Annotated in this window: 21 protein-coding genes; 13 read left to right on the top strand and 8 right to left on the bottom strand. The window is 55.7% G+C overall.

Annotation, left to right across the window (positions count from 1 at the left end):
- The first annotated feature begins 78 nt into the window (after positions 1-78).
- From fabZ to tilS, 9 genes are all read left to right on the top strand, one after another.
- Positions 79-534: a 3-hydroxyacyl-ACP dehydratase FabZ gene (gene fabZ, locus LRS40_RS02800; protein ID WP_007373234.1), complete on the top strand. Its 456-nt coding sequence runs from the start codon at positions 79-81 to the stop codon at positions 532-534.
- Positions 535-537: 3 nt separating this feature from the next.
- On the top strand, positions 538-1,326 hold the full coding sequence (lpxA, locus tag LRS40_RS02795) for an acyl-ACP--UDP-N-acetylglucosamine O-acyltransferase (protein ID WP_142488303.1): 789 nt from the start codon (positions 538-540) through the stop codon (positions 1,324-1,326).
- Positions 1,326-2,474 carry a lipid-A-disaccharide synthase gene (lpxB, locus tag LRS40_RS02790; protein ID WP_231313036.1) on the top strand — a complete coding sequence of 383 codons (1,149 nt, stop codon included), beginning with the start codon at positions 1,326-1,328 and terminating at the stop codon, positions 2,472-2,474. Before lpxA ends, lpxB begins: the two co-directional genes overlap by 1 nt.
- Positions 2,471-3,067: a ribonuclease HII gene (gene rnhB, locus LRS40_RS02785; RefSeq protein WP_231313035.1), complete on the top strand. Its 597-nt coding sequence runs from the start codon at positions 2,471-2,473 to the stop codon at positions 3,065-3,067. Before lpxB ends, rnhB begins: the two co-directional genes overlap by 4 nt.
- 34 nt (positions 3,068-3,101) lie before the next feature.
- The gene (gene dnaE, locus LRS40_RS02780) at positions 3,102-6,584 is read left to right on the top strand and encodes a DNA polymerase III subunit alpha (protein ID WP_156262949.1); all 3,483 of its coding nucleotides are present in this window, start codon (positions 3,102-3,104) and stop codon (positions 6,582-6,584) included.
- A gap of 12 nt (positions 6,585-6,596) precedes the next feature.
- Positions 6,597-7,556, top strand: a complete 960-nt coding sequence (accA, locus tag LRS40_RS02775; RefSeq protein ID WP_106994311.1) for an acetyl-CoA carboxylase carboxyl transferase subunit alpha — start codon at positions 6,597-6,599, stop codon at positions 7,554-7,556.
- 100 nt (positions 7,557-7,656) lie between these two features.
- Entirely contained in the window at positions 7,657-9,795 is a 2,139-nt protein-coding gene (locus LRS40_RS02770; protein ID WP_156262950.1) for a lysine decarboxylase LdcC, read from the top strand.
- Positions 9,796-9,854: 59 nt separating this feature from the next.
- A complete protein-coding gene (locus LRS40_RS02765) occupies positions 9,855-10,244 on the top strand; it encodes a VOC family protein (protein ID WP_231313034.1) in 390 nt (129 codons plus the stop codon).
- A 62-nt stretch (positions 10,245-10,306) separates the two neighbouring features.
- Positions 10,307-11,593 (top strand): tRNA lysidine(34) synthetase TilS, encoded by a 1,287-nt coding sequence (gene tilS / locus LRS40_RS02760; protein ID WP_231313033.1) that lies wholly within the window; start codon positions 10,307-10,309, stop codon positions 11,591-11,593.
- Between the two features lie 28 nt (positions 11,594-11,621).
- Here tilS and rof read toward each other — a convergent pair whose 3' ends face one another.
- Positions 11,622-11,882, bottom strand: a complete 261-nt coding sequence (gene rof / locus LRS40_RS02755; protein WP_059308693.1) for a Rho-binding antiterminator — start codon at positions 11,880-11,882, stop codon at positions 11,622-11,624.
- Complete coding sequence (locus tag LRS40_RS02750; RefSeq protein ID WP_142488310.1) at positions 11,869-12,069, bottom strand: YaeP family protein; 201 nt, start codon at positions 12,067-12,069, stop codon at positions 11,869-11,871. The genes rof and LRS40_RS02750 overlap by 14 nt, the downstream gene beginning before the upstream one ends.
- A 198-nt stretch (positions 12,070-12,267) precedes the next feature.
- On the opposite strand from LRS40_RS02750, the gene LRS40_RS02745 reads away from it, so the two are divergent.
- Genes LRS40_RS02745 through nlpE form a run of 3 tightly spaced genes read left to right on the top strand, consistent with a single transcriptional unit; the run spans position 12,268 to position 13,965 of the window.
- Positions 12,268-12,813, top strand: a complete 546-nt coding sequence (locus tag LRS40_RS02745) for a YaeQ family protein (RefSeq protein WP_142488311.1) — start codon at positions 12,268-12,270, stop codon at positions 12,811-12,813.
- The gene (gene arfB, locus LRS40_RS02740) at positions 12,810-13,232 is read left to right on the top strand and encodes an alternative ribosome rescue aminoacyl-tRNA hydrolase ArfB (RefSeq protein ID WP_106994315.1); all 423 of its coding nucleotides are present in this window, start codon (positions 12,810-12,812) and stop codon (positions 13,230-13,232) included. Before LRS40_RS02745 ends, arfB begins: the two co-directional genes overlap by 4 nt.
- A gap of 34 nt (positions 13,233-13,266) precedes the next feature.
- The gene (nlpE, locus tag LRS40_RS02735) at positions 13,267-13,965 is read left to right on the top strand and encodes an envelope stress response activation lipoprotein NlpE (RefSeq protein ID WP_142488312.1); all 699 of its coding nucleotides are present in this window, start codon (positions 13,267-13,269) and stop codon (positions 13,963-13,965) included.
- A 40-nt stretch (positions 13,966-14,005) separates the two neighbouring features.
- On the opposite strand, the gene proS is transcribed toward nlpE, so the two are convergent.
- The 6 genes from proS to metN all read right to left on the bottom strand — a co-directional run bounded on the left by proS (position 14,006) and on the right by metN (position 19,584).
- Complete coding sequence (proS, locus tag LRS40_RS02730; protein ID WP_231313032.1) at positions 14,006-15,724, bottom strand: proline--tRNA ligase; 1,719 nt, start codon at positions 15,722-15,724, stop codon at positions 14,006-14,008.
- Between the two features lie 111 nt (positions 15,725-15,835).
- Positions 15,836-16,543: a tRNA (N6-threonylcarbamoyladenosine(37)-N6)-methyltransferase TrmO gene (gene tsaA, locus LRS40_RS02725; protein ID WP_231313031.1), complete on the bottom strand. Its 708-nt coding sequence runs from the start codon at positions 16,541-16,543 to the stop codon at positions 15,836-15,838.
- Positions 16,540-16,944: an Rcs stress response system protein RcsF gene (gene rcsF / locus LRS40_RS02720; protein ID WP_142488315.1), complete on the bottom strand. Its 405-nt coding sequence runs from the start codon at positions 16,942-16,944 to the stop codon at positions 16,540-16,542. The genes tsaA and rcsF overlap by 4 nt, the downstream gene beginning before the upstream one ends.
- Positions 16,945-17,051: 107 nt before the next feature.
- A complete protein-coding gene (gene metQ / locus LRS40_RS02715; protein ID WP_142488316.1) occupies positions 17,052-17,867 on the bottom strand; it encodes a methionine ABC transporter substrate-binding lipoprotein MetQ in 816 nt (271 codons plus the stop codon).
- 39 nt (positions 17,868-17,906) lie between these two features.
- Positions 17,907-18,560, bottom strand: a complete 654-nt coding sequence (locus tag LRS40_RS02710; protein ID WP_142488317.1) for a methionine ABC transporter permease MetI — start codon at positions 18,558-18,560, stop codon at positions 17,907-17,909.
- Positions 18,553-19,584: a methionine ABC transporter ATP-binding protein MetN gene (gene metN, locus LRS40_RS02705; RefSeq protein WP_142488318.1), complete on the bottom strand. Its 1,032-nt coding sequence runs from the start codon at positions 19,582-19,584 to the stop codon at positions 18,553-18,555. Before metN ends, LRS40_RS02710 begins: the two co-directional genes overlap by 8 nt.
- A gap of 187 nt (positions 19,585-19,771) precedes the next feature.
- On the opposite strand from metN, the gene gmhB reads away from it, so the two are divergent.
- Positions 19,772-20,338, top strand: a complete 567-nt coding sequence (gmhB, locus tag LRS40_RS02700) for a D-glycero-beta-D-manno-heptose 1,7-bisphosphate 7-phosphatase (protein ID WP_231313030.1) — start codon at positions 19,772-19,774, stop codon at positions 20,336-20,338.
- The last annotated feature ends 166 nt before the right edge of the window (positions 20,339-20,504 follow it).

Here is a 20,504-nt window from a genome sequence, read left to right as displayed (position 1 = left end):
TCCCGGCCTGTCGGCTTTCTTATAAACCGGCAGGCCGTGTTATTATTGCCATTCAGATATTTTGACAGGAAGAGTATTTTGACTACTGACACTCATACTCTGCATATTGAAGAGATTTTAGAACTTCTGCCGCACCGCTACCCGTTTTTGCTGGTAGACCGTGTGCTGGATTTTGAAGAAGGTCGTTTTCTGCGCGCAGTGAAAAATGTTTCTGTAAACGAGCCATTCTTCCAGGGGCACTTCCCTGGGAAGCCTATCTTCCCGGGCGTATTGATCCTGGAAGCGATGGCTCAGGCGACTGGTATTCTGGCGTTTAAAAGCGTCGGTAAACTGGAGCCGGGTGAGCTGTATTACTTCGCAGGTATCGACGAAGCGCGCTTTAAGCGCCCGGTTGTGCCTGGTGATCAGATGATCATGGAAGTGACTTTTGAAAAAACGCGTCGTGGCCTGACTCGCTTTAAAGGCGTAGCTCTGGTTGACGGCAAGGTTGTTTGCGAAGCTACCATGATGTGTGCGCGTAGCCGGGAGGCCTGATACGTGATTGATAAAACCGCCTTTATTCATCCAACCGCCATTGTGGAAGAGGGTGCCGTTATCGGTGCTAACGCCCACATCGGCCCGTTTTGTATTGTTGGACCCCATGTCGTAATTGGTGAGGGTACCGTACTGAAATCTCACGTCGTTGTGAATGGTCATACGACCATTGGCCGCGACAACGAGATCTATCAGTTCGCCACCATCGGCGAAGCGAACCAGGATCTGAAATATGCTGGTGAACCGACCCGTGTCGAAGTTGGCGATCGTAACCGCATTCGCGAAAGCGTCACCATTCATCGTGGCACAGTACAGGGCGGTGGATTGACGAAGGTGGGCAGCGATAACCTGTTTATGGTCAACGCGCATATCGCGCATGACTGCACCGTCGGTAATCGCTGTATTCTCGCCAACAACGCAACGCTGGCGGGACACGTATCAGTAGACGATCATGCCATCATTGGCGGCATGACCGCGGTCCATCAGTTCTGCATCATTGGTGCGCACGTGATGGTTGGCGGCTGCTCCGGCGTGGCGCAGGACGTCCCGCCGTATGTGATTGCGCAGGGTAACCATGCGACGCCGTTTGGCGTCAACATCGAGGGCCTTAAGCGCCGCGGCTTCAGCCGTGAAGCGATTATGGCTATCCGTAACGCCTACAAACAGCTGTACCGTAACGGTAAAACGCTGGAAGAGGCGAAGCCGGAAATCGCTGAACTGGCGAAACAGCATCCTGAGGTGAACGCGTTCGTGGAATTCTTCGCACGCTCAACTCGCGGTCTGATTCGTTAATGGTTGATAGTCGCCCGCTGACGATCGCCCTTGTCGCCGGAGAAACCTCCGGCGATATTCTTGGTGCAGGTCTTATTCGAGCGCTCAAAGCGCGCGTTCCCAACGCGCGCTTTGTCGGCGTTGCCGGTCCATTGATGCAGGCTGAAGGGTGTGAAGCCTGGTATGAGATGGAAGAGCTGGCGGTGATGGGCATCGTTGAGGTGCTGGGTCGCCTGCGTCGTTTGCTGCACATCCGCGCCGATCTGACGCGCCGTTTTATCGAACTGAAGCCCGATGTGTTCGTCGGCATTGATGCGCCTGACTTCAACATTACCCTCGAAGGTAATCTGAAAAAGCAGGGGATTAAAACCATCCATTACGTCAGTCCGTCCGTCTGGGCGTGGCGACAGAAACGTGTTTTCAAAATAGGCAGATCGACGAATCTCGTTCTGGCTTTCCTGCCTTTCGAAAAAGCGTTTTACGATAAATTCAACGTGCCGTGCCGCTTTATCGGTCACACCATGGCCGATGCCATGCCGCTGGATCCCGATAAAAATGCGGCACGCGACGTACTCGGCATTCCCCACCACGTTCACTGCCTGGCCCTGTTGCCGGGGAGCCGTGGTGCAGAAGTGGAAATGCTCAGCGCAGATTTCCTGAAAACGGCGCAGATCCTGCGTCAGACCTACCCTGACCTCGAAGTGGTCGTGCCGCTGGTGAACGCCAAACGCCGGGAGCAGTTCGAACGTATTAAGGCGGAGGTCGCTCCGGATCTGCATGTTCATCTGTTAGATGGCAAAGGCCGTGAAGCGATGGTCGCCAGCGATGCCGCGCTGCTGGCGTCGGGGACCGCCGCGCTGGAGTGCATGCTGGCGAAATGCCCGATGGTGGTGGGCTATCGCATGAAGCCTTTCACCTTCTGGCTGGCGAAACGACTGGTGAAAACCGATTACGTCTCCCTGCCAAACCTGCTCGCCCGACGCGAGCTGGTGAAAGAGTTGCTGCAGGATGAGTGCCAGCCGCAGGCGCTAGCCGCTGCGCTGCTACCGCTGCTGGCCGACGGCAAAACCAGCCATGAAATGCACGATACCTTCCGGGAACTGCATCAGCAAATCCGCTGTAATGCCGATGAGCAGGCGGCTGACGCGGTGCTGGAGTTAGCACAATGATGGAATTTATTTACCCTCACACCCATCTGGTGGCGGGTGTGGATGAAGTGGGGCGTGGTCCGCTGGTGGGTGCCGTTGTCACTGCCGCGGTGATCCTCGATCCTGCTCGTCCTATTATCGGTCTGAATGATTCGAAGAAATTATCCGAAAAGCGCCGCCTGGCGCTGTACGATGAAATTAAAGAGAAAGCGCTGGCCTGGAGTCTGGGGCGGGCGGAGCCGCATGAGATAGACGAGCTGAACATCCTGCATGCCACCATGCTGGCGATGCAGCGTGCGGTGGCGGGGCTGAACCTGGTGCCGGAGTATGTGCTGATCGACGGAAATCGTTGTCCGGCACTGCCCATGCCGTCACTGGCGGTCGTCAAAGGCGACAGCCGGGTGGCTGAAATCAGCGCCGCCTCGATCATTGCTAAGGTCACCCGCGATGCCGAAATGGCCGCGCTCGATATCACTTTTCCCCAGTATGGCTTTGCCCAGCATAAGGGGTATCCTACCGCTTTCCACCTGGAAAGACTGGCTGAACACGGCGCAACTGAACACCATCGTCGCAGTTTTGGACCGGTGAAACGCGCACTGGGACTGATGTCCTGAATCAAGACGCCAATAAGTAACGCGGGATCTGAAAATGGCTGAACCACGTTTCGTACACCTGCGGGTGCACAGCGACTATTCCATGATTGATGGGCTGGCAAAGACCGGGCCGCTGGTGAAAAAGGCGGCCGCCCTTGGCATGCCTGCGCTGGCGATCACCGACTTCACCAACCTGTGCGGTCTGGTGAAGTTCTACGGAACGGCGCACGGTGCCGGTATGAAGCCGGTGATTGGTGCCGATTTTCACGTTCAGAGCGAGCTTCTCGCCGATGAGATGACGCAGATTACCGTTCTCGCGATGAATAACACCGGCTATCAGAACCTGACGCTGCTGATCTCCCGGGCCTATCAGCGCGGCTACGGTCCGCAGGGGCCGTGGATCGATCGCGCGTGGCTGGCGGAACTGAATGAGGGGCTGCTGCTGATCTCCGGCGGGCGCATGGGCGACGTTGGCCGATGCCTGCTGCGCGGCAATGGCGCGCTGGTGGAACAGTGCGTCGATTTTTATAAAGAATACTTCCCGGACCGCTTCTATCTGGAGCTGATCCGTACCGGCCGTCCTGATGAAGAGAGCTATCTGCATGCCGCAGTTGCCCTTGCAGAAGAGCACGGGCTGCCGGTTGTGGCGTCTAACGACGTGCGCTTTATCAACGCCGATGATTTTGATGCCCATGAAATTCGCGTCGCTATCCACGATGGCTTTACCCTCGACGATCCGAAACGTCCGCGCAACTATTCGCCGCAGCAGTATATGCGCAGCGAAGAGGAGATGTGCGAGCTGTTTTCCGATATTCCGGAAGCGCTGGAAAACAGCGTAGAGATTGCCAAACGCTGCAACGTCACCGTCCGCCTGGGCGAGTATTTCCTGCCGCAGTTCCCGACCGGCGACATGACCACCGAAGACTTCCTGGTCCTGAAATCGAAAGAGGGTCTGGAAGAGCGTCTGGAATTCCTCTTCCCGGACCCGGCCGTTCGCGCCGAGAAGCGCCCGGAATATGACGAGCGTCTGGATATTGAACTCCAGGTTATTAACCAGATGGGATTCCCCGGCTACTTCCTGATCGTCATGGAGTTTATCCAGTGGTCGAAGGACAACGGGGTACCGGTTGGGCCAGGTCGTGGTTCGGGTGCGGGATCGCTGGTGGCCTATGCGCTGAAAATTACCGATCTCGATCCGCTGGAATTTGACCTGCTGTTCGAACGTTTTCTTAACCCGGAACGTGTCTCGATGCCCGACTTCGACGTCGACTTCTGCATGGAGAAACGCGACCAGGTTATCGAGCACGTGGCGGACATGTACGGTCGTGATGCGGTATCGCAGATTATTACCTTCGGTACGATGGCGGCAAAAGCGGTTATCCGCGACGTAGGTCGCGTGCTGGGCCATCCGTACGGTTTTGTCGACCGCATCTCGAAGCTGGTGCCGCCCGATCCGGGCATGACCCTGGCGAAAGCCTTCGAAGCAGAACCGCAGCTGCCGGAAATCTACGAGGCCGACGAAGAGGTCAAAGCGCTGATCGACATGGCGCGCAAGCTGGAAGGCGTCACCCGTAACGCCGGTAAGCACGCCGGTGGGGTGGTTATTGCCCCGACCAAAATTACCGATTTTGCGCCGCTGTACTGCGACGAAACCGGCTCGCACCCGGTTACCCAGTTCGATAAGAACGACGTGGAATACGCCGGCCTGGTGAAGTTTGACTTCCTCGGCTTGCGTACGCTCACCATCATCGACTGGGCGTTGAAGATGATCAACCCGCGCCGCGCCAAACAGGGCCTGGAGCCGATTGATATCGCCGCGATCCCGCTGGATGACAAGAAAAGCTTCGACATGCTGCAGCGTTCGGAAACCACGGCGGTGTTCCAGCTTGAATCCCGCGGCATGAAAGATCTGATCAAACGTCTGCAGCCTGACTGCTTCGAGGACATGATCGCTCTGGTGGCACTGTTCCGTCCGGGCCCGCTGCAGTCGGGGATGGTGGATAACTTTATCGACCGTAAGCACGGTCGCGAAGAGCTCTCTTATCCTGATGTGCAGTGGCAGCACGAAAGCCTGAAACCGGTACTGGAGCCCACCTACGGCATCATCCTGTATCAGGAACAGGTTATGCAGATAGCCCAGGTGCTCTCCGGCTACACCCTCGGCGGCGCGGACATGCTGCGTCGTGCGATGGGTAAGAAAAAGCCGGAAGAGATGGCCAAGCAGCGCGGCACCTTCGAAGAAGGGGCAAAGAAAAACGGCGTTGATGGCGAACTGGCGATGAAAATCTTCGATCTGGTAGAGAAATTTGCCGGATACGGATTTAACAAGTCGCACTCCGCTGCTTACGCGCTGGTCTCCTATCAGACGCTGTGGCTGAAAGCACACTACCCGGCAGAATTTATGGCCGCGGTAATGACCGCCGATATGGACAACACCGAGAAGGTGGTGGGTCTGGTGGATGAGTGCTGGCGCATGGGGCTGAAAATTCTGCCGCCGGACATCAACTCCGGCCAGTATCATTTCCACGTTAACGATGACGGGGAGATTGTTTACGGTATTGGCGCCATTAAAGGCGTGGGTGAAGGCCCGATCGAAGCGATCATCGAAGCCCGTAACCAGGGGGGTTACTTCCGCGAGCTGTTCGACCTGTGCGCCCGTACCGATATCAAAAAGCTTAACCGCCGGGTGCTGGAAAAGCTGATCATGTCCGGGGCGTTTGACCGCCTTGGGCCGCATCGCGCCGCGCTGATGAACTCGCTGGCCGATGCCCTGAAGGCTGCCGATCAGCACTCGAAAGCCGAAGCCATTGGTCAGGCGGATATGTTCGGCGTGCTGGCAGAAGAGCCGGAGCAGATCGAACAATCCTATGCCAGCTGTCAGCCGTGGCCGGAACAGACGGTGCTGGACGGCGAGCGTGAAACGCTGGGCCTGTACCTGACCGGGCATCCGATTAACCAGTATCTTAAAGAAATTGAGCGCTATGTCGGAGGCTACCGGCTGAAAGACATGCATCCGACAGAACGTGGTAAGATTACCACGGCTGCGGGGCTCGTCATTGCCGCGAGGGTTATGGTCACCAAGCGCGGCAATCGTATCGGCATCTGTACGCTGGATGACCGTTCCGGGCGTCTGGAGGTGATGTTATTCACCGACGCACTGGATAAATATCAGCAGTTGCTGGAAAAAGACCGCATACTTATCGTCAGCGGACAGGTCAGCTTTGATGACTTCAGCGGGGGGCTTAAAATGACCGCCCGCGAAGTGATGGACATTGACGAAGCCCGGGAAAAATATGCTCGCGGGCTTGCTATCTCGCTGACGGACAGGCAAATTGATGACCAGCTTTTAAACCGACTCCGTCAGTCTCTGGAACCCCACCGCTCGGGGACCATTCCAGTACATCTCTACTATCAGAGGGCGGATGCGCGTGCACGATTGCGCTTTGGTGCGTCGTGGCGTGTCTCTCCGAGTGATCGTTTACTTAACGATCTCCGTGGCCTCATTGGTTCGGAGCAGGTGGAACTGGAGTTTGACTAATACAGGAATACTATGAGTCTGAATTTCCTTGATTTCGAACAGCCGATTGCAGAGCTGGAAGCGAAAATCGATTCTCTGACCGCCGTTGGCCGTCAGGATGAAAAACTGGATATTAACATCGACGAAGAAGTGCATCGTCTGCGTGAAAAGAGCGTAGAACTGACGCGCAAAATCTTTGCCGATCTCGGCGCATGGCAGGTTGCCCAGATGGCGCGCCATCCACAGCGTCCGTACACCCTGGATTATGTCCGCCTGGCGTTCGATGAATTCGACGAACTGGCAGGCGATCGCGCCTATGCTGACGATAAAGCTATCGTTGGCGGTATCGCACGCCTCGACGGTCGTCCGGTGATGATTATTGGCCACCAGAAAGGGCGCGAAACCAAAGAAAAAATTCGCCGCAATTTCGGGATGCCAGCGCCGGAGGGTTACCGTAAAGCCCTGCGTCTGATGGAGATGGCCGAGCGTTTCAACATGCCGATCATCACCTTTATCGACACTCCGGGTGCTTACCCGGGCGTCGGTGCAGAAGAGCGCGGTCAGTCCGAAGCGATTGCCCGCAACCTGCGCGAAATGTCACGCCTGAGCGTGCCGGTTATCTGCACCGTTATCGGTGAAGGTGGTTCCGGTGGTGCGCTGGCCATTGGCGTGGGCGATAAAGTGAATATGCTGCAATACAGCACCTATTCCGTTATCTCCCCGGAAGGCTGCGCCTCCATTCTGTGGAAAAGCGCTGACAAAGCGCCGCTGGCCGCAGAAGCGATGGGCATTATCGCCCCACGCCTGAAAGAGCTGAAGCTGATCGATACCGTTATCCCGGAACCACTGGGTGGCGCACACCGTAAGCCAGAAGTCATGGCGGCCTCTCTGAAGGCACAGCTGCTGGCCGATCTCGCCGATCTCGACGTGCTGAGCAAAGAAGATCTGCTTAACCGTCGTTACCAGCGTCTGATGAGCTACGGTTACGCATAAGCCAGGCCATACTCTGAAAAGCCGCACATCGTTGCGGCTTTTTTTATGCCTGCGGTTTACCTCAACTATGCTTAGTGAATGTTTTTTAAGGAGGTAAACCGTGAACATCATTGCCATTATGGGGCCGCACGGCGTCTTTTATAAAGACGAACCCATCAAGGAGCTGGAGCAGGCGTTAAGGTCGCGCGGGTTTCAACTCATCTGGCCGCAGAACAGCGCCGATCTACTGAAGTTCATCGAACACAACCCGCGCATTTGCGGCGTCATCTTCGACTGGGACGAATACGACCTCGAGCTGTGCAGCGATATCAATCAACTCAATGAATACCTGCCGCTGTACGCCTTTATCAACACCCACTCTACGATGGACGTCAGCGCCCACGATCTGCGGATGGCGTTGTGGTTCTTTGAGTATTCGCTGGGCGTGGCTGAAGATATTGCCACCCGCATTCAGCAATATACCGGTGAGTACCTCGATACCATTACCCCGCCGTTTACCCGGGCGCTCTTCACCTATGTGAAAGAGGGAAAATATACCTTCTGCACCCCGGGCCATATGGCGGGTACGGCGTACCAGAAAAGCCCGGTGGGCTGTCTGTTCTATGATTTCTTTGGTGGGAATACGCTGAAGGCGGATGTGTCGATCTCGGTGACGGAGCTGGGTTCTCTGCTGGATCATACCGGCCCGCATCTTGAAGCCGAAGAGTACATCGCCCGCACCTTTGGCGCCGAGCAGAGCTATATGGTGACCAACGGTACCTCGACCTCGAACAAGATTGTCGGCATGTACGCCGCGCCGGACGGCAGTACTCTGCTGATTGACCGTAACTGCCACAAATCTCTGGCGCATCTGCTGATGATGAGCGACGTGGTGCCGATCTGGCTGTCGCCCACCCGTAACGCGCTGGGCATTCTGGGCGGGATCCCGCGCCGGGAATTTACCCACGCGGCGATTGAGAACAAAGTGGCAACCGTGCCGGGGGCAAGCTGGCCGGTGCACGCGGTGATCACCAACTCCACCTACGACGGTCTGCTGTACAATACTAACTGGGTGAAACAGACCCTGGATGTGCCTTCGATCCATTTTGATTCGGCGTGGGTCCCCTATACCAACTTCCACCCGATCTATGCCGGAAAAAGCGGGATGAGCGGCGAGCGGGTGCCGGGAAAAGTGTTCTTCGAAACCCAGTCGACGCACAAAATGCTGGCAGCATTCTCCCAGGCCTCGCTGATTCACATTAAAGGCGAATACGACGAAGATACCTTCAACGAAGCCTTTATGATGCACACCACCACCTCGCCGAGTTATCCGCTGGTAGCCTCGATTGAAACCGCGGCGGCGATGCTGCGCGGCAATCCCGGCAAGCGTCTGATCAACCGTTCCGTTGAGCGTGCTCTGCATTTTCGCAAAGAGGTCCAGCGCCTTAAAGACGAAGCCGACAGCTGGTTCTTCGATATCTGGCAGCCGGACGATATCGACGAAGCCGAATGCTGGCCGGTGGCGCCAGGAGAGAGCTGGCACGGCTTTCGCGATGCCGATGCGGATCATATGTTCCTCGATCCGGTCAAAGTCACCATTCTCACGCCGGGCATGGACGAGCAGGGGGTAATGAGCGAGGAGGGGATCCCGGCGGCGCTGGTGGCGAAGTTCCTTGATGAGCGCGGCGTAGTGGTCGAAAAGACCGGGCCGTATAACCTGCTGTTTCTCTTCAGTATAGGTATCGACAAAACCCGGGCGATGGGATTGCTGCGCGGCCTGATGGAGTTCAAGCGCGCCTACGATCTGAATCTGCGGGTCAAGAACATGCTGCCGGATCTCTACGCCGAGGATCCTGACTTTTACCGCAACATGCGCATCCAGGATCTGGCCCAGGGGATCCATAAGCTGATCCGCCAGCACGATCTGCCGCGTCTGATGCTGCAGGCCTTTGACGTTCTGCCAGAAATGAAGCTTACTCCGCATCACGCCTGGCAGCGCCAGGTGAAAGGGGAGGTGGAAACCGTCGATCTGGAGGATCTGGTCGGGCGGATCTCGGCCAACATGATCCTGCCTTATCCGCCGGGGGTGCCGCTGCTGATGCCAGGGGAGATGATCACCGAGAAGAGCAGGGCGGTGCTCGATTTCCTGCTCATGCTCTGCTCAATTGGTCGTCATTATCCCGGGTTCGAAACGGACATCCACGGTGCCAAACGGGATGAAAACGGCATCTACAGGGTACGGGTCTTAAAAGCGCAGTGACCCCTTGCACGGCACGGGGGTTCGGTTATAACGTTCAGGCACATTAAAAAGGAGAGACTATGCTGGGCTTAAAGCAGGTTCACCATATTGCAATTATTGCCACCGACTACGCTATCAGTAAGGCGTTTTACTGCGATACGCTGGGATTTACCCTGCAGAGTGAGTTTTACCGCGAAGAGCGCGACTCCTGGAAGGGCGATCTGGCACTGAACGGCCAGTACGTCATTGAGCTGTTTTCATTCCCTTTCCCGCCGGCGCGTCCGTCCCGACCGGAAGCCTGCGGTTTACGCCACCTCGCCTTTAGCGTGGATGATATTGACCTGGTCGTGCAGCACCTCGAATCGCATGACGTAAAGTGTGAAGCCATTCGTATCGACCCTTTCACCGGGAAACGCTTCACATTCTTCAACGATCCTGATGGCCTCCCGCTGGAACTGTACCAGCAGTAACACTTGCCTCCATAAGAATTGCCCGGTAACGTGCCGGGCATCCTCCTGCATAAATAACGACGATGACCACAGCCGAGCTTCAGCAAGCCCTCCACCCGTACCGCCGTCTGCTGGTGGGATTTAGCGGTGGCCTGGATTCCACGGTTTTGCTGCATCAGTTGATGCGCTGGCGTGAAAAGGATCCCGGTCTCGAACTGCGCGCTATCCATATTCATCATGGCCTGAGTCCGCACGCAGACAGCTGGGTCGCGCACTGCGAAAGCCTCTGTCGCGCGTGGGGTATCCCGCTTGTCGTGGTGCGGGTGACGCTGGCGGATGAGGGGTTGGGGCTGGAAGCGCAGGCGCGTAAAGCGCGTTATACCGCCTTTCGCGAGGCGCTTCTGCCGGGTGAAGCGCTGGTCACGGCGCAACACCTGGACGATCAGTGTGAAACCTTTCTGCTGGCGCTTAAGCGTGGGAGTGGTCCGGCAGGGCTGTCGGCCATGCCCGCGCGGGCGCGTTTTGCCGATACCGAACAGATTCGTCCCTTGCTCGGCGAGACGCGCGAATCGCTGCTTGGCGAGGCGCAGCGTTGGGGTCTTCGCTGGATAGAGGATGAAAGCAACCAGGACGACAGCTATGACCGCAATTTTTTGCGCCTGCGCGTAGTTCCCCTGCTGGCACAACGCTGGCCGCATTTTGCGCAAGCCACCTCGCGCAGCGCCACGCTGTGCGCGGAGCAGGAGCAGCTGCTTGATGAGCTGCTGGCTGACGAGCTATCGTCCCTGGTTTCCGACGAGGGGGCATTGGCTATCGCGCCGCTGGAGGCGATGAGCACGGTACGTCGGGCGGCGCTGCTGCGAAGATGGCTGGCGGCGCACGGAGCGTTAATGCCGTCCCGCGCCATGCTCACCCGGCTCTGGGACGAAGTGGCGCTGGCCCGGGAGGATGCGGCACCGCAACTGCGTTCCGGGGAGGGAGAGATCAGACGCTTTAAGGGGCAGCTGTGGTGGGTGAAAAGCCACGCGCCGCTGGCCGATCGGGTGATCGACTGGCCCTCGCTGGATCAACCCCTACAGCTGCCGGAAGGCCTGGGTGCTCTGCATATTAAGGCGGGCGGTAATCTACGTCTGCCGCAGCCCGGCGAGCCGGTGACGGTACGCTTCCGCGCCAGCGGAACGCTGCACATCGTCGGGCGAAACGGTGGACGTAAGATTAAAAAAATCTGGCAGGAACTTAATGTTGCCCCCTGGCGGCGGGATGCCACTCCGCTGCTGTTCTACGGCGAAACGCTGGTAGCGGCTGCGGGCGTGTTTGTGACGCGGGAAGGCGCGGCGGAGACGGGCGTACAGCTGGAGTGGAAAGCGTAACGGACAGCGGGCTGCCCGTTACAGAGGATCAAGACTCGCTCACCACGACGGTGCCGATTTCGGGATGACTGAAGCTGGCAATTTTATCGAGACGGAGTTCACGCGTTGCGCCGCCGTCCTCGACCACCAGGTACTCCACGTTTTTACGGGATACCAGATCGTTCGCTTTAGCCTTCAGGACTTCGCCATCTTTTAACGCCAGCGTCAGGACCAGATGATGCTGGCAGGCGAGTTCGAGGTTGTCATAGTCATCGCAATTGATGGGTTGATAAGTTTCATTCATTGACATAATCGCTCACCAGTAAATTCGCAGCAGCATATGCTGCTTTTTCTCTGACCGATTCTGAAAGCGTGTCATCCGACGCCATTTCATTCAGAACTTTCAATACACAGCCCAACGCATCAGGGATGTACCCCAGATCGCCGCTGGCAATTTCCGCATACCGTTTGCGAATTAACTCACAATAATTATTCACATCCCCTCCTGCCAGCGCACTGACTTTACTGTGAGATACAATTAAGCCTACGAGCATAAACCCGGTTTAGCAAGGTGACTATACCATACTCATTTAAGCAATATCAGCAGGTTGATGTCGCAGACATTCGCGAGCCTGTAACAGCCTTTTGGCGGAGATTTCGCTACAATGCGCACCTGATTCGAAAGGAGTTCTCTCATGGCGCTTAAAGCGACAATTTACAAAGCTGCGGTCAATGTGGCGGATTTAGACCGCAATCAGTTTCTGGATGCGACCCTGACGCTGGCGCGTCATCCATCAGAAACGCAGGAGCGCATGATGCTGCGCCTGCTGGCATGGATTAAGTATGCCAACGAGCGACTGCAGTTTACCCGCGGATTAAGCGCGGAAGACGAGCCGGAAGCCTGGCTGCTCAACGATCATCTGGGCATCGATCTGTGGATTGAGCTTGGCCTGCCGGATGAGCGCCGCATTAAGAAAGCCTGTACCCAGTCTGCGGAGGTGGCGCTCTTTACCTATAACAGCCGTGCCGCGGAGATTTGGTGGCAGCAGAATAAGAACAAGTGCTCGCAATTCAATAACCTGTCCGTCTGGTACCTGAATGACGAACAGCTTGCTGCGCTGAGCGCATTTGCCGGACGAACCATGATCCTGCAGGCAACGATCCAGGATGGCGCCATCTGGTTATCGGATGCTGAGAATAATCTGGAAATTCATCCTGAAGCCTGGCAGTCCCGCTCATGATTGTCCTGTCCCGAACTGTCACCCTTCCTGATAATGAAGTTGAGATCACCGCGATCCGCGCACAGGGCGCGGGCGGCCAGCATGTGAATAAAACCTCAACGGCCATTCATCTGCGCTTTGACATTCGGGCATCCAGCCTGCCAGAGTACTATAAAGAACGCCTGCTCGCCGCCAGCCATCATCTGATCACCAGCGAAGGGGTGATTATCATCAAGGCCCAGGAGTACCGCAGTCAGGAGATGAACCGGGAGGCGGCGCTGGCCCGGCTGGTGGCGCTGATCCAGGAGTTAACCGTAGTACAAAAAAGCCGTCGGGCCACCCGCCCGACCCGCGCCTCGAAAGAGCGCCGTCTGGCTTCGAAATCACAGAAATCATCCGTTAAGGCGCTGCGCGGCAAAGTCCGACGCCCTCAGGATTAACGGGCGACAGTCGGAATACGATAAGGAATAGAGAGTGAAAACAGCGATATTTTCAGTGGTGGCAGCAAGCACGCTGTTCGTCCTGATGGGGTGCCATAACCGCGCAGAGATGCAGGCGCTGGAACCGACCCAGGCAGAGGCGTTAAAACCGATGCAGCAGAGCTGGCGTGGCGTCTTGCCCTGTGCCGATTGCGAAGGTATCGAAACCTCGCTGTTTCTGGAAAAAGATGGCTCCTGGGTGATGAACCAGCACTACCAGGGGGCGAAGGCACCTTCCTCCTTTGCCAGCTACGGCACCTGGGCTCGCACCGCCGATAAGCTGGTGCTGACGGATACGGCGGGCGAAAAGCGCTATTTCCGTGCCAAAGGCGAAGGGCTGGAGATGCTCGACATGCAGGGCAATCCCATAGAATCACAGTTTAATTACACCCTGGCGCCGGTAACCGCCGCGCTGCCGGCGACGCCAATGGCGATGCGCGGCATGTATTTCTATATGGCTGATGCAGCGATCTTCACCGACTGTGCCACCGGCAAAAAGGTGAGCGTGGCGAATAACGCCCAACTGGAGCGGGATTACGCGGCGGCGCGCGGGAGTGATACCAAACCGGTACTGCTCACGGTCGACGGGCATTTTACGCTGGAAGCCAATCCGGACAGTGGCGAGAGAGTCAAAACGCTGGTGCCGGACCGGGATGCCAGGTTTGAAGCTGGTAAGAATTGCGACAGCAAATAGCTGAAATAAAAAACCCCGCCGGAGCGGGGTTTTTTGTGGCTTATGCCTTGATGGCTTTCACCAGGTAATCAAGCACGTCACCGGTTTTAATCATCTGCTTCTCGCCGTTACGACGATACTTGTACTCGATCTCGTCGTTATCAAGGTTACGATCGCCAATGACCACGGTATGAGGAATACCGATCAGTTCCATATCGGCAAACATCACGCCCGGACGCTCTTTACGATCGTCCATCAGCACTTCGATACCCTGGGCACGCAGTTCGCTATACAGTTTCTCGGCCAGCTCCTGCACGCGGTAGGATTTGTGCATGTTCATTGGCAGGATCGCCACCTGGAACGGCGCAATGTTGTCCGGCCAGACAATACCGCGTTCGTCGTAGTTTTGCTCGATAGCAGCAGCAACCACACGAGTGACCCCAATACCGTAGCAGCCCATGGTCAGAACCTGGTTACGACCATCTTCGCCCTGAACGGCAGCATTCATTGCGCGGGAGTATTTATCACCCAGCTGGAAGATGTGACCCACTTCGATACCCCGTTTGATCATCAGGGTGCCCCTGCCGTCCGGGCTCGGATCGCCTGCGACCACGTTACGAATGTCAGCCACTTCAGGTGTCGCCACATCGCGATCCCAGTTGATGCCAAAGAAGTGTTTACCGTCAACGTTAGCACCGGCAGAGAAATCGCTCATCGCTGCGACCGTGCGGTCAACAACAACAGGGATTGGCATATTGACCGGGCCCAGAGAACCCGGACCGGCATTCACGACGGCACGGATTTCTGCTTCCGTTGCGAACGTTAATGGGCTTGCAACCTGCGGCAGCTTCTCTGCTTTCACTTCATTCAGCTCGTGATCGCCACGCACCAGCAGGGCAACCAGCGGGTATGCGCTGCCTTCGGTAGATTTTACCAGCAGGGTTTTTACCGTTTTTTCGATTGGCAGATTGAACTGCTCAACCAGTTCGGCGATAGTTTTCGCGTTTGGTGTATCAACCAGTTTCATCTCTTCGGTTGCAGCTGCACGCGGCGTTTTTGGCGCCAGGGCTTCTGCAAACTCAATGTTAGCAGCGTAATCAGAGGAGTCAGAGAAGATCACATCGTCTTCACCGCTCTGCGCCAGTACCTGGAACTCGTGGGATGCGCTACCGCCGATGGAGCCGGTATCAGCCTGAACAGCACGGAAATCCAGCCCCATGCGGGAAAAGATTTTGCTGTACGCTTCATACATCTTGTCATAGGTCTCTTGCAGAGACTCCTGAGAAGTATGGAAAGAGTAAGCATCTTTCATCAGGAATTCACGGGAACGCATGACGCCAAAGCGTGGGCGCACTTCGTCACGGAACTTGGTCTGGATCTGGAAGAAGTTCAGCGGCAGCTGCTTGTAAGAGCTCAGCTCATTACGGATCAGATCGGTAATGACTTCTTCATGCGTCGGACCCAGAACAAACGGACGATCGCCACGATCGGCAATACGCAGCAGTTCCGGACCATACTGCTCCCAGCGTCCACTCTCCTGCCACAGCTCAGAGGGCTGAACTACCGGCATTAACACCTCGATAGCACCGGCGTTATTCATCTCTTCACGCACGATATTTTCGACTTTTTTCAGGACGCGCACGCCGGTCGGCAACCAGGTATACAACCCGGAGGCCAGCTTGCGGATCATCCCGGCGCGCAGCATCAGCTGGTGGCTGATAACTTCGGCGTCGGCAGGTGTCTCCTTCAGGGTGGAGAGCAGATATTGGCTAGTACGCATGTTGTTACGGTTCCATTTCGACGATTGGAACAGGCTGACCGGCAGCCTGACACAAAAAAAGTGGTTTAGTTTACCAGTGTGGCAATGATGCCAAAAGAGAAGAGAATAAAATTACTGCGGCTCGAGGGCAAACACTTCAAAGCCTGCCGCCGTAACGCGCCAGCGAACGTTAAAATCCAGCAGCAGGACGGCATACGTTTTCCCGGCTTCTTCCTCTTTTCGGTAGGCCGGACGGGGATCCTGGGCCAGCACCTCGACGATAAAACCCCGCAGGCGAGGGTAGCGCTTTTCCAGCTGGACTAACCGGGGGGCCAACTCATCGGTAAAGTAAACGGGCATACCCGCCATAGGGGCCTGCTGGGCATAGCTGGCGCGTGCATCCGGCACCGCTTCGGCAAAGGGCAGATAGGGTTTGATGTCCACCACCGGCGTGCCGTCGACCAGATCCAGACTGCCAAGCTCGAGAATCACCTGATCTTTCTGACAGCGAATGCCTTTCAGCTCGACGAGCGACATCCCGACAGGATTCGGGCGGAAGGTAGAGCGCGTGGCAAATACCCCCATTCTTGCATTACCGCCGAGACGAGGCGGGCGAACGGTCGGCCGCCAGCCGCCTGCCATGGTCTGATGGAAGATAAACAGTACCCACAGGTGGCTAAAGGCTTCCAGTCCGCGCACGGCATCTGCCTGATTATACGGAGCGATCAAGTGAAGCTCACCGCCACCGCTTTTTACCAGCCCTGGCTGGCGGGGTACGGCAAACTTCTCTTTATAAGGAGAGCGGATAACGCCTATCTGCTCGAACTGGAATGCACTCATTTTGCCGAGACGTTAAGGGCAGAACCTACGCAGACGGCCTGGCGGTAGCAGCCTGGCGTGCCGCTGGTCACTTCACAGCTGTGCAGCAGAACCGCATTGGCTTTCATTTTAGAGGCATTCACCTGCATGCGTTTACGCGCAGTCGGGATATTCGGAGGAGAGTCCTGATTGCTGGCCTGGCAAGATTCGCCGGAGACCTCACCCAGATCGCGGAACGGTTTACCCACTAAGGCTTCAGCGCTGGTATAGATTTTGACTGGCGCAGGGCGTGGCGCTTTTGGCTTTTCAGGCTCCACTTTAGGCGGGGTTGCTGTGCTTTTAACAGGTTCAACAGGAGATCTGCTTAGCATAGAACAGCCGCTCAGCATCAGTGCTAAAAGACAGATCGGTAAAGCACGCATAATATTTCCTCTATGAATAATCAAATCGTCAGATATTGAATCAGTTGCCTGCATAAATGACAAGACGGGCTTACGCCCGTCATGAATGATATTACACAGAGGTCAGATTACCAGCCTTTAACTGCTCCGCCGTTAAAGACTTTGTTAGCTTCCTGGTAAACTTCGTCAGACTGGTAAGCCTGTACGAATTTCTTCACGTTCTCCGCGTCTTTGTTGTCTTCGCGGGTCACGATCAGGTTAACGTACGGGGAATCTTTGTCTTCAACGAAGATACCGTCTTTGGCCGGAGTCAGGTTGATCTGGCTGGCGTAAGTGGTGTTGATAACCGCCAGAGCGATCTGCGCATCATCCAGAGAACGCGGCAGCTGCGGTGCTTCCAGCTCAACAATTTTCAGGTTTTTTGGGTTCTCAGTAACGTCCAGAACGGTTGGCAGCAGGCCTACACCGTCTTTCAGTTTAATCAGGCCCACTTTCTGCAACAGCAGCAGGGAACGGCCAAGGTTCGTTGGGTCGTTCGGTACCGCAACCTGAGAACCGTCCTGCAGCTCTTCTAAAGATTTGATCTTTTTAGAGTAGCCCGCGATTGGGTATACGAAGGTATTGCCTGCCGCAACCAGCTTGTAGCCGCGATCCTTGATCTGCTGATCCAGATACGGTTTGTGCTGGAAGGCGTTAGCATCGATATCGCCTTTGCTCAGCGCTTCGTTCGGCAGAACGTAATCGTTGAAGGTCACCAGCTCGACGTCGAGGCCATACTTCTCTTTCGCCACTTTGGCTGCCGTCTCGGCAACCTGCTGTTCCGCACCGACGATAACGCCCACTTTGATGTGGTTTGGATCTTTTTCATCCTGGCCGCAGCCTACCAGTGCCAGAGAGCCGATCAGCGCGCCTACCGCAGCAAAGGTCTTCAATTTAAACGCCATGTTCTTATCCTTAACTCGTCGAGTTTGTGTTGTGTAACGTTATTTGTGCGTAACAGCCCGGACGATGCGATCGCCAGAGAATTGAATGAGATAAACCAGCACAACCAGCAGAACCAGCACGGTATTCATGACGGTAGCATTGTAGCCAATGTAGCCGTACTGATAACCGATCTGACCCAAACCGCCTGCACCGACAGCACCGCCCATCGCAGAGTAACCCACCAGGGTGATCAGCGTGATGGTTGCCGCATTGACCAAGCCCGGAAGGGCTTCTGGCAACAAGATCTTACGTACGATCTGCATTGGCGTCGCACCCATGGCGCGTGAGGCTTCAATCAGACCCGACGGGATCTCCAGTAGCGCGTTCTCAACCATACGAGCAATAAAGGGCGCTGCCCCTACGGTAAGAGGAACAATCGCCGCCTGCAGGCCGATGGACGTTCCCACAATAACGCGGGTGAATGGAATCATCCACACCAGCAGAATAATGAAGGGAATCGAACGGAAGATGTTCACCAGCGCAGAGAGCGTGCGATACAGCTTTGCGTTCTCAATAATTTGACCCGGGCGGGTGACATACAGCAGTACGCCTACCGGCAGACCAATGACAAAACCGAAAAAGCCGGATACGAAGGTCATCGCCAGCGTTTCCCATACGCCGCGCGCCAGCAACCACATCATTGGCTCAGACATAACCCAGTACCTCTACTTTTACATGATGCTCTTGCAGCCAGGCGATAGCCGCCTGGGTATCCTGTTGCGTGCCGTGCATTTCGGTCAGCATGATGCCGAACTTCACACCACCTGCGTAATCCATCTGCGCACTAATAATGTTGTTGTTGACGTTGAAACGACGGGCGGTTTCGGACAGCAGCGGGGCATCCACTGACTTGCCCGTAAACTCCATTCGCAGCATCGGAACGCTGTTGGCTTCAGGCTGAGCTTTTAAACGTGCCAGATAGTCTTCCGGAATGTCCAGATGCAGGGTGGCCTGAATAAACTGTTGCGCCAGAGGGGTTTTCGGATGGGAGAACACTTCGCTGACGGTGTCTTGCTCAATTAGCTCACCCTGGCTGATCACCGCCACGCAATCGCAGATGCGTTTAACCACGTCCATCTCGTGCGTAATAAGGAGGATGGTTAGTCCCAGGCGACGATTGATGTCTTTTAACAGTTCCAGTATCGAGCGAGTGGTTGCAGGATCCAGGGCGCTGGTGGCTTCGTCACAGAGCAACACTTTTGGGTTGCTGGCCAGTGCTCGCGCAATGGCGACACGCTGTTTTTGTCCGCCGGATAAGTTTGCAGGGTAGATATCATGCTTATCGCTCAGGCCGACCAGATCCAGCAGCTCGGTGACGCGACGTTTGATTTCTTCTTTAGGCGTATTGTCCAGTTCCAGCGGCAGGGCGACGTTGCCAAATACGGTGCGCGAGGAGAGCAGGTTGAAGTGCTGGAAGATCATGCCAATCTGGCGGCGAGCTTTGGTTAAATCCGCTTCGGAAAGGGTCGTCAGCTCCTGACCATCAACCTGAACCTGACCTTCGGTCGGACGCTCGAGCAAGTTAACGCAACGGATGAGCGTACTTTTACCTGCACCTGAGGCGCCAATGACGCCATAAATCTGTCCAGCCGGAACATGCAGGCTAACGTTGTTCAACGCCTGAATGGTACGGTTCCCTTGCTGGAACACTTTGGTGATATTCGAAAGTTTAATCATTAGATTATTTTTATCGTATGTAAGTTAGCCGTGGCATTTTCTGCTGCCTTGTACGGGCGATGACCGTCAACAAAACGGATGTTAAGGCATCCAGACGTCTAAATCAATCCAACTCTGCGCGATGAGCACTTTATTGCGCGGTGATTCATGAGATACTAGCCGGACATCCCTTTTCAGGAGCAAACCGGTGGCAAAATCAGTACCCGCAATTTTTCTCGATCGTGATGGCACGATTAATGTCGATCATGGCTACGTGCATGAGATAGACGAATTCGAATTCATCGATGGCGTAATAGAAGCCATGCGTGAATTAAAAGAGATGGGTTTTGCGCTGGTGGTGGTGACTAACCAGTCAGGTATCGCGCGCGGTAAATTCACCGAAGCTCAGTTTGAGACATTAACCGAATGGATGGACTGGTCGCTGGCCGATCGTGGCGTTGACCTGGACAGTATCTATTATTGTCCTCACCATCCGCAGGGAACCGTAGAAGAGTATCGTCAGACCTGTGATTGCCGTAAACCGCATCCGGGCATGTTCATCTCGGCACAAGAGTTTCTTCATATAGATATGAGCGCTTCATATATGGTGGGCGACAAACTTGAAGATATGCAGGCAGCTGCCGCGGCAGGTGTGGGACATAAAATTCTGGTGCGTACCGGTAAACCCGTCACCCCAGAAGCAGAAAATGCAGCGGATTGGGTGATTAATAGCCTGGCTGCGCTGCCGGAAACCATCAAAAAGCAGCAAAAATAGGCATTCTGGCGAAAAGGTGAGCGGTTGAAATAAAATTGTCGTTTTCTGCTTGTCACTGCCAGAGAACTCCCTATAATGCGCCTCCATCGACACGGCGGATGTGAATCACTTCACACAAACAGCCGGGTTGATTGAAGAGAAAAGCGAAAAATAAACGCTTGACTCT

Source organism: Leclercia sp. G3L (assembly GCF_021117075.1).
In the GTDB taxonomy this organism is placed as follows: domain Bacteria; phylum Pseudomonadota; class Gammaproteobacteria; order Enterobacterales; family Enterobacteriaceae; genus Enterobacter; species Enterobacter adecarboxylatus_C.
This window is presented reverse-complemented; position numbering and strand designations above follow the sequence as displayed.

Excerpts from the sequence above, each read along its gene's own strand:
- lpxB (WP_231313036.1), top strand. The coding sequence starts at position 1,326 with ATGGTTGATAGTCGCCCGCTGACGATCGCCCTTGTCGCCGGAGAAACC.
- rnhB (WP_231313035.1), top strand. The coding sequence starts at position 2,471 with ATGATGGAATTTATTTACCCTCACACCCATCTGGTGGCGGGTGTGGAT.
- dnaE (WP_156262949.1), top strand. The coding sequence starts at position 3,102 with ATGGCTGAACCACGTTTCGTACACCTGCGGGTGCACAGCGACTATTCC.
- accA (WP_106994311.1), top strand. The coding sequence starts at position 6,597 with ATGAGTCTGAATTTCCTTGATTTCGAACAGCCGATTGCAGAGCTGGAA.
- LRS40_RS02765 (WP_231313034.1), top strand. The coding sequence starts at position 9,855 with ATGCTGGGCTTAAAGCAGGTTCACCATATTGCAATTATTGCCACCGAC.
- tilS (WP_231313033.1), top strand. The coding sequence starts at position 10,307 with ATGACCACAGCCGAGCTTCAGCAAGCCCTCCACCCGTACCGCCGTCTG.
- rof (WP_059308693.1), bottom strand. The coding sequence starts at position 11,882 with ATGTCAATGAATGAAACTTATCAACCCATCAATTGCGATGACTATGAC.
- LRS40_RS02745 (WP_142488311.1), top strand. The coding sequence starts at position 12,268 with ATGGCGCTTAAAGCGACAATTTACAAAGCTGCGGTCAATGTGGCGGAT.
- arfB (WP_106994315.1), top strand. The coding sequence starts at position 12,810 with ATGATTGTCCTGTCCCGAACTGTCACCCTTCCTGATAATGAAGTTGAG.
- proS (WP_231313032.1), bottom strand. The coding sequence starts at position 15,724 with ATGCGTACTAGCCAATATCTGCTCTCCACCCTGAAGGAGACACCTGCC.
- tsaA (WP_231313031.1), bottom strand. The coding sequence starts at position 16,543 with ATGAGTGCATTCCAGTTCGAGCAGATAGGCGTTATCCGCTCTCCTTAT.
- rcsF (WP_142488315.1), bottom strand. The coding sequence starts at position 16,944 with ATGCGTGCTTTACCGATCTGTCTTTTAGCACTGATGCTGAGCGGCTGT.
- metQ (WP_142488316.1), bottom strand. The coding sequence starts at position 17,867 with ATGGCGTTTAAATTGAAGACCTTTGCTGCGGTAGGCGCGCTGATCGGC.
- LRS40_RS02710 (WP_142488317.1), bottom strand. The coding sequence starts at position 18,560 with ATGTCTGAGCCAATGATGTGGTTGCTGGCGCGCGGCGTATGGGAAACG.
- metN (WP_142488318.1), bottom strand. The coding sequence starts at position 19,584 with ATGATTAAACTTTCGAATATCACCAAAGTGTTCCAGCAAGGGAACCGT.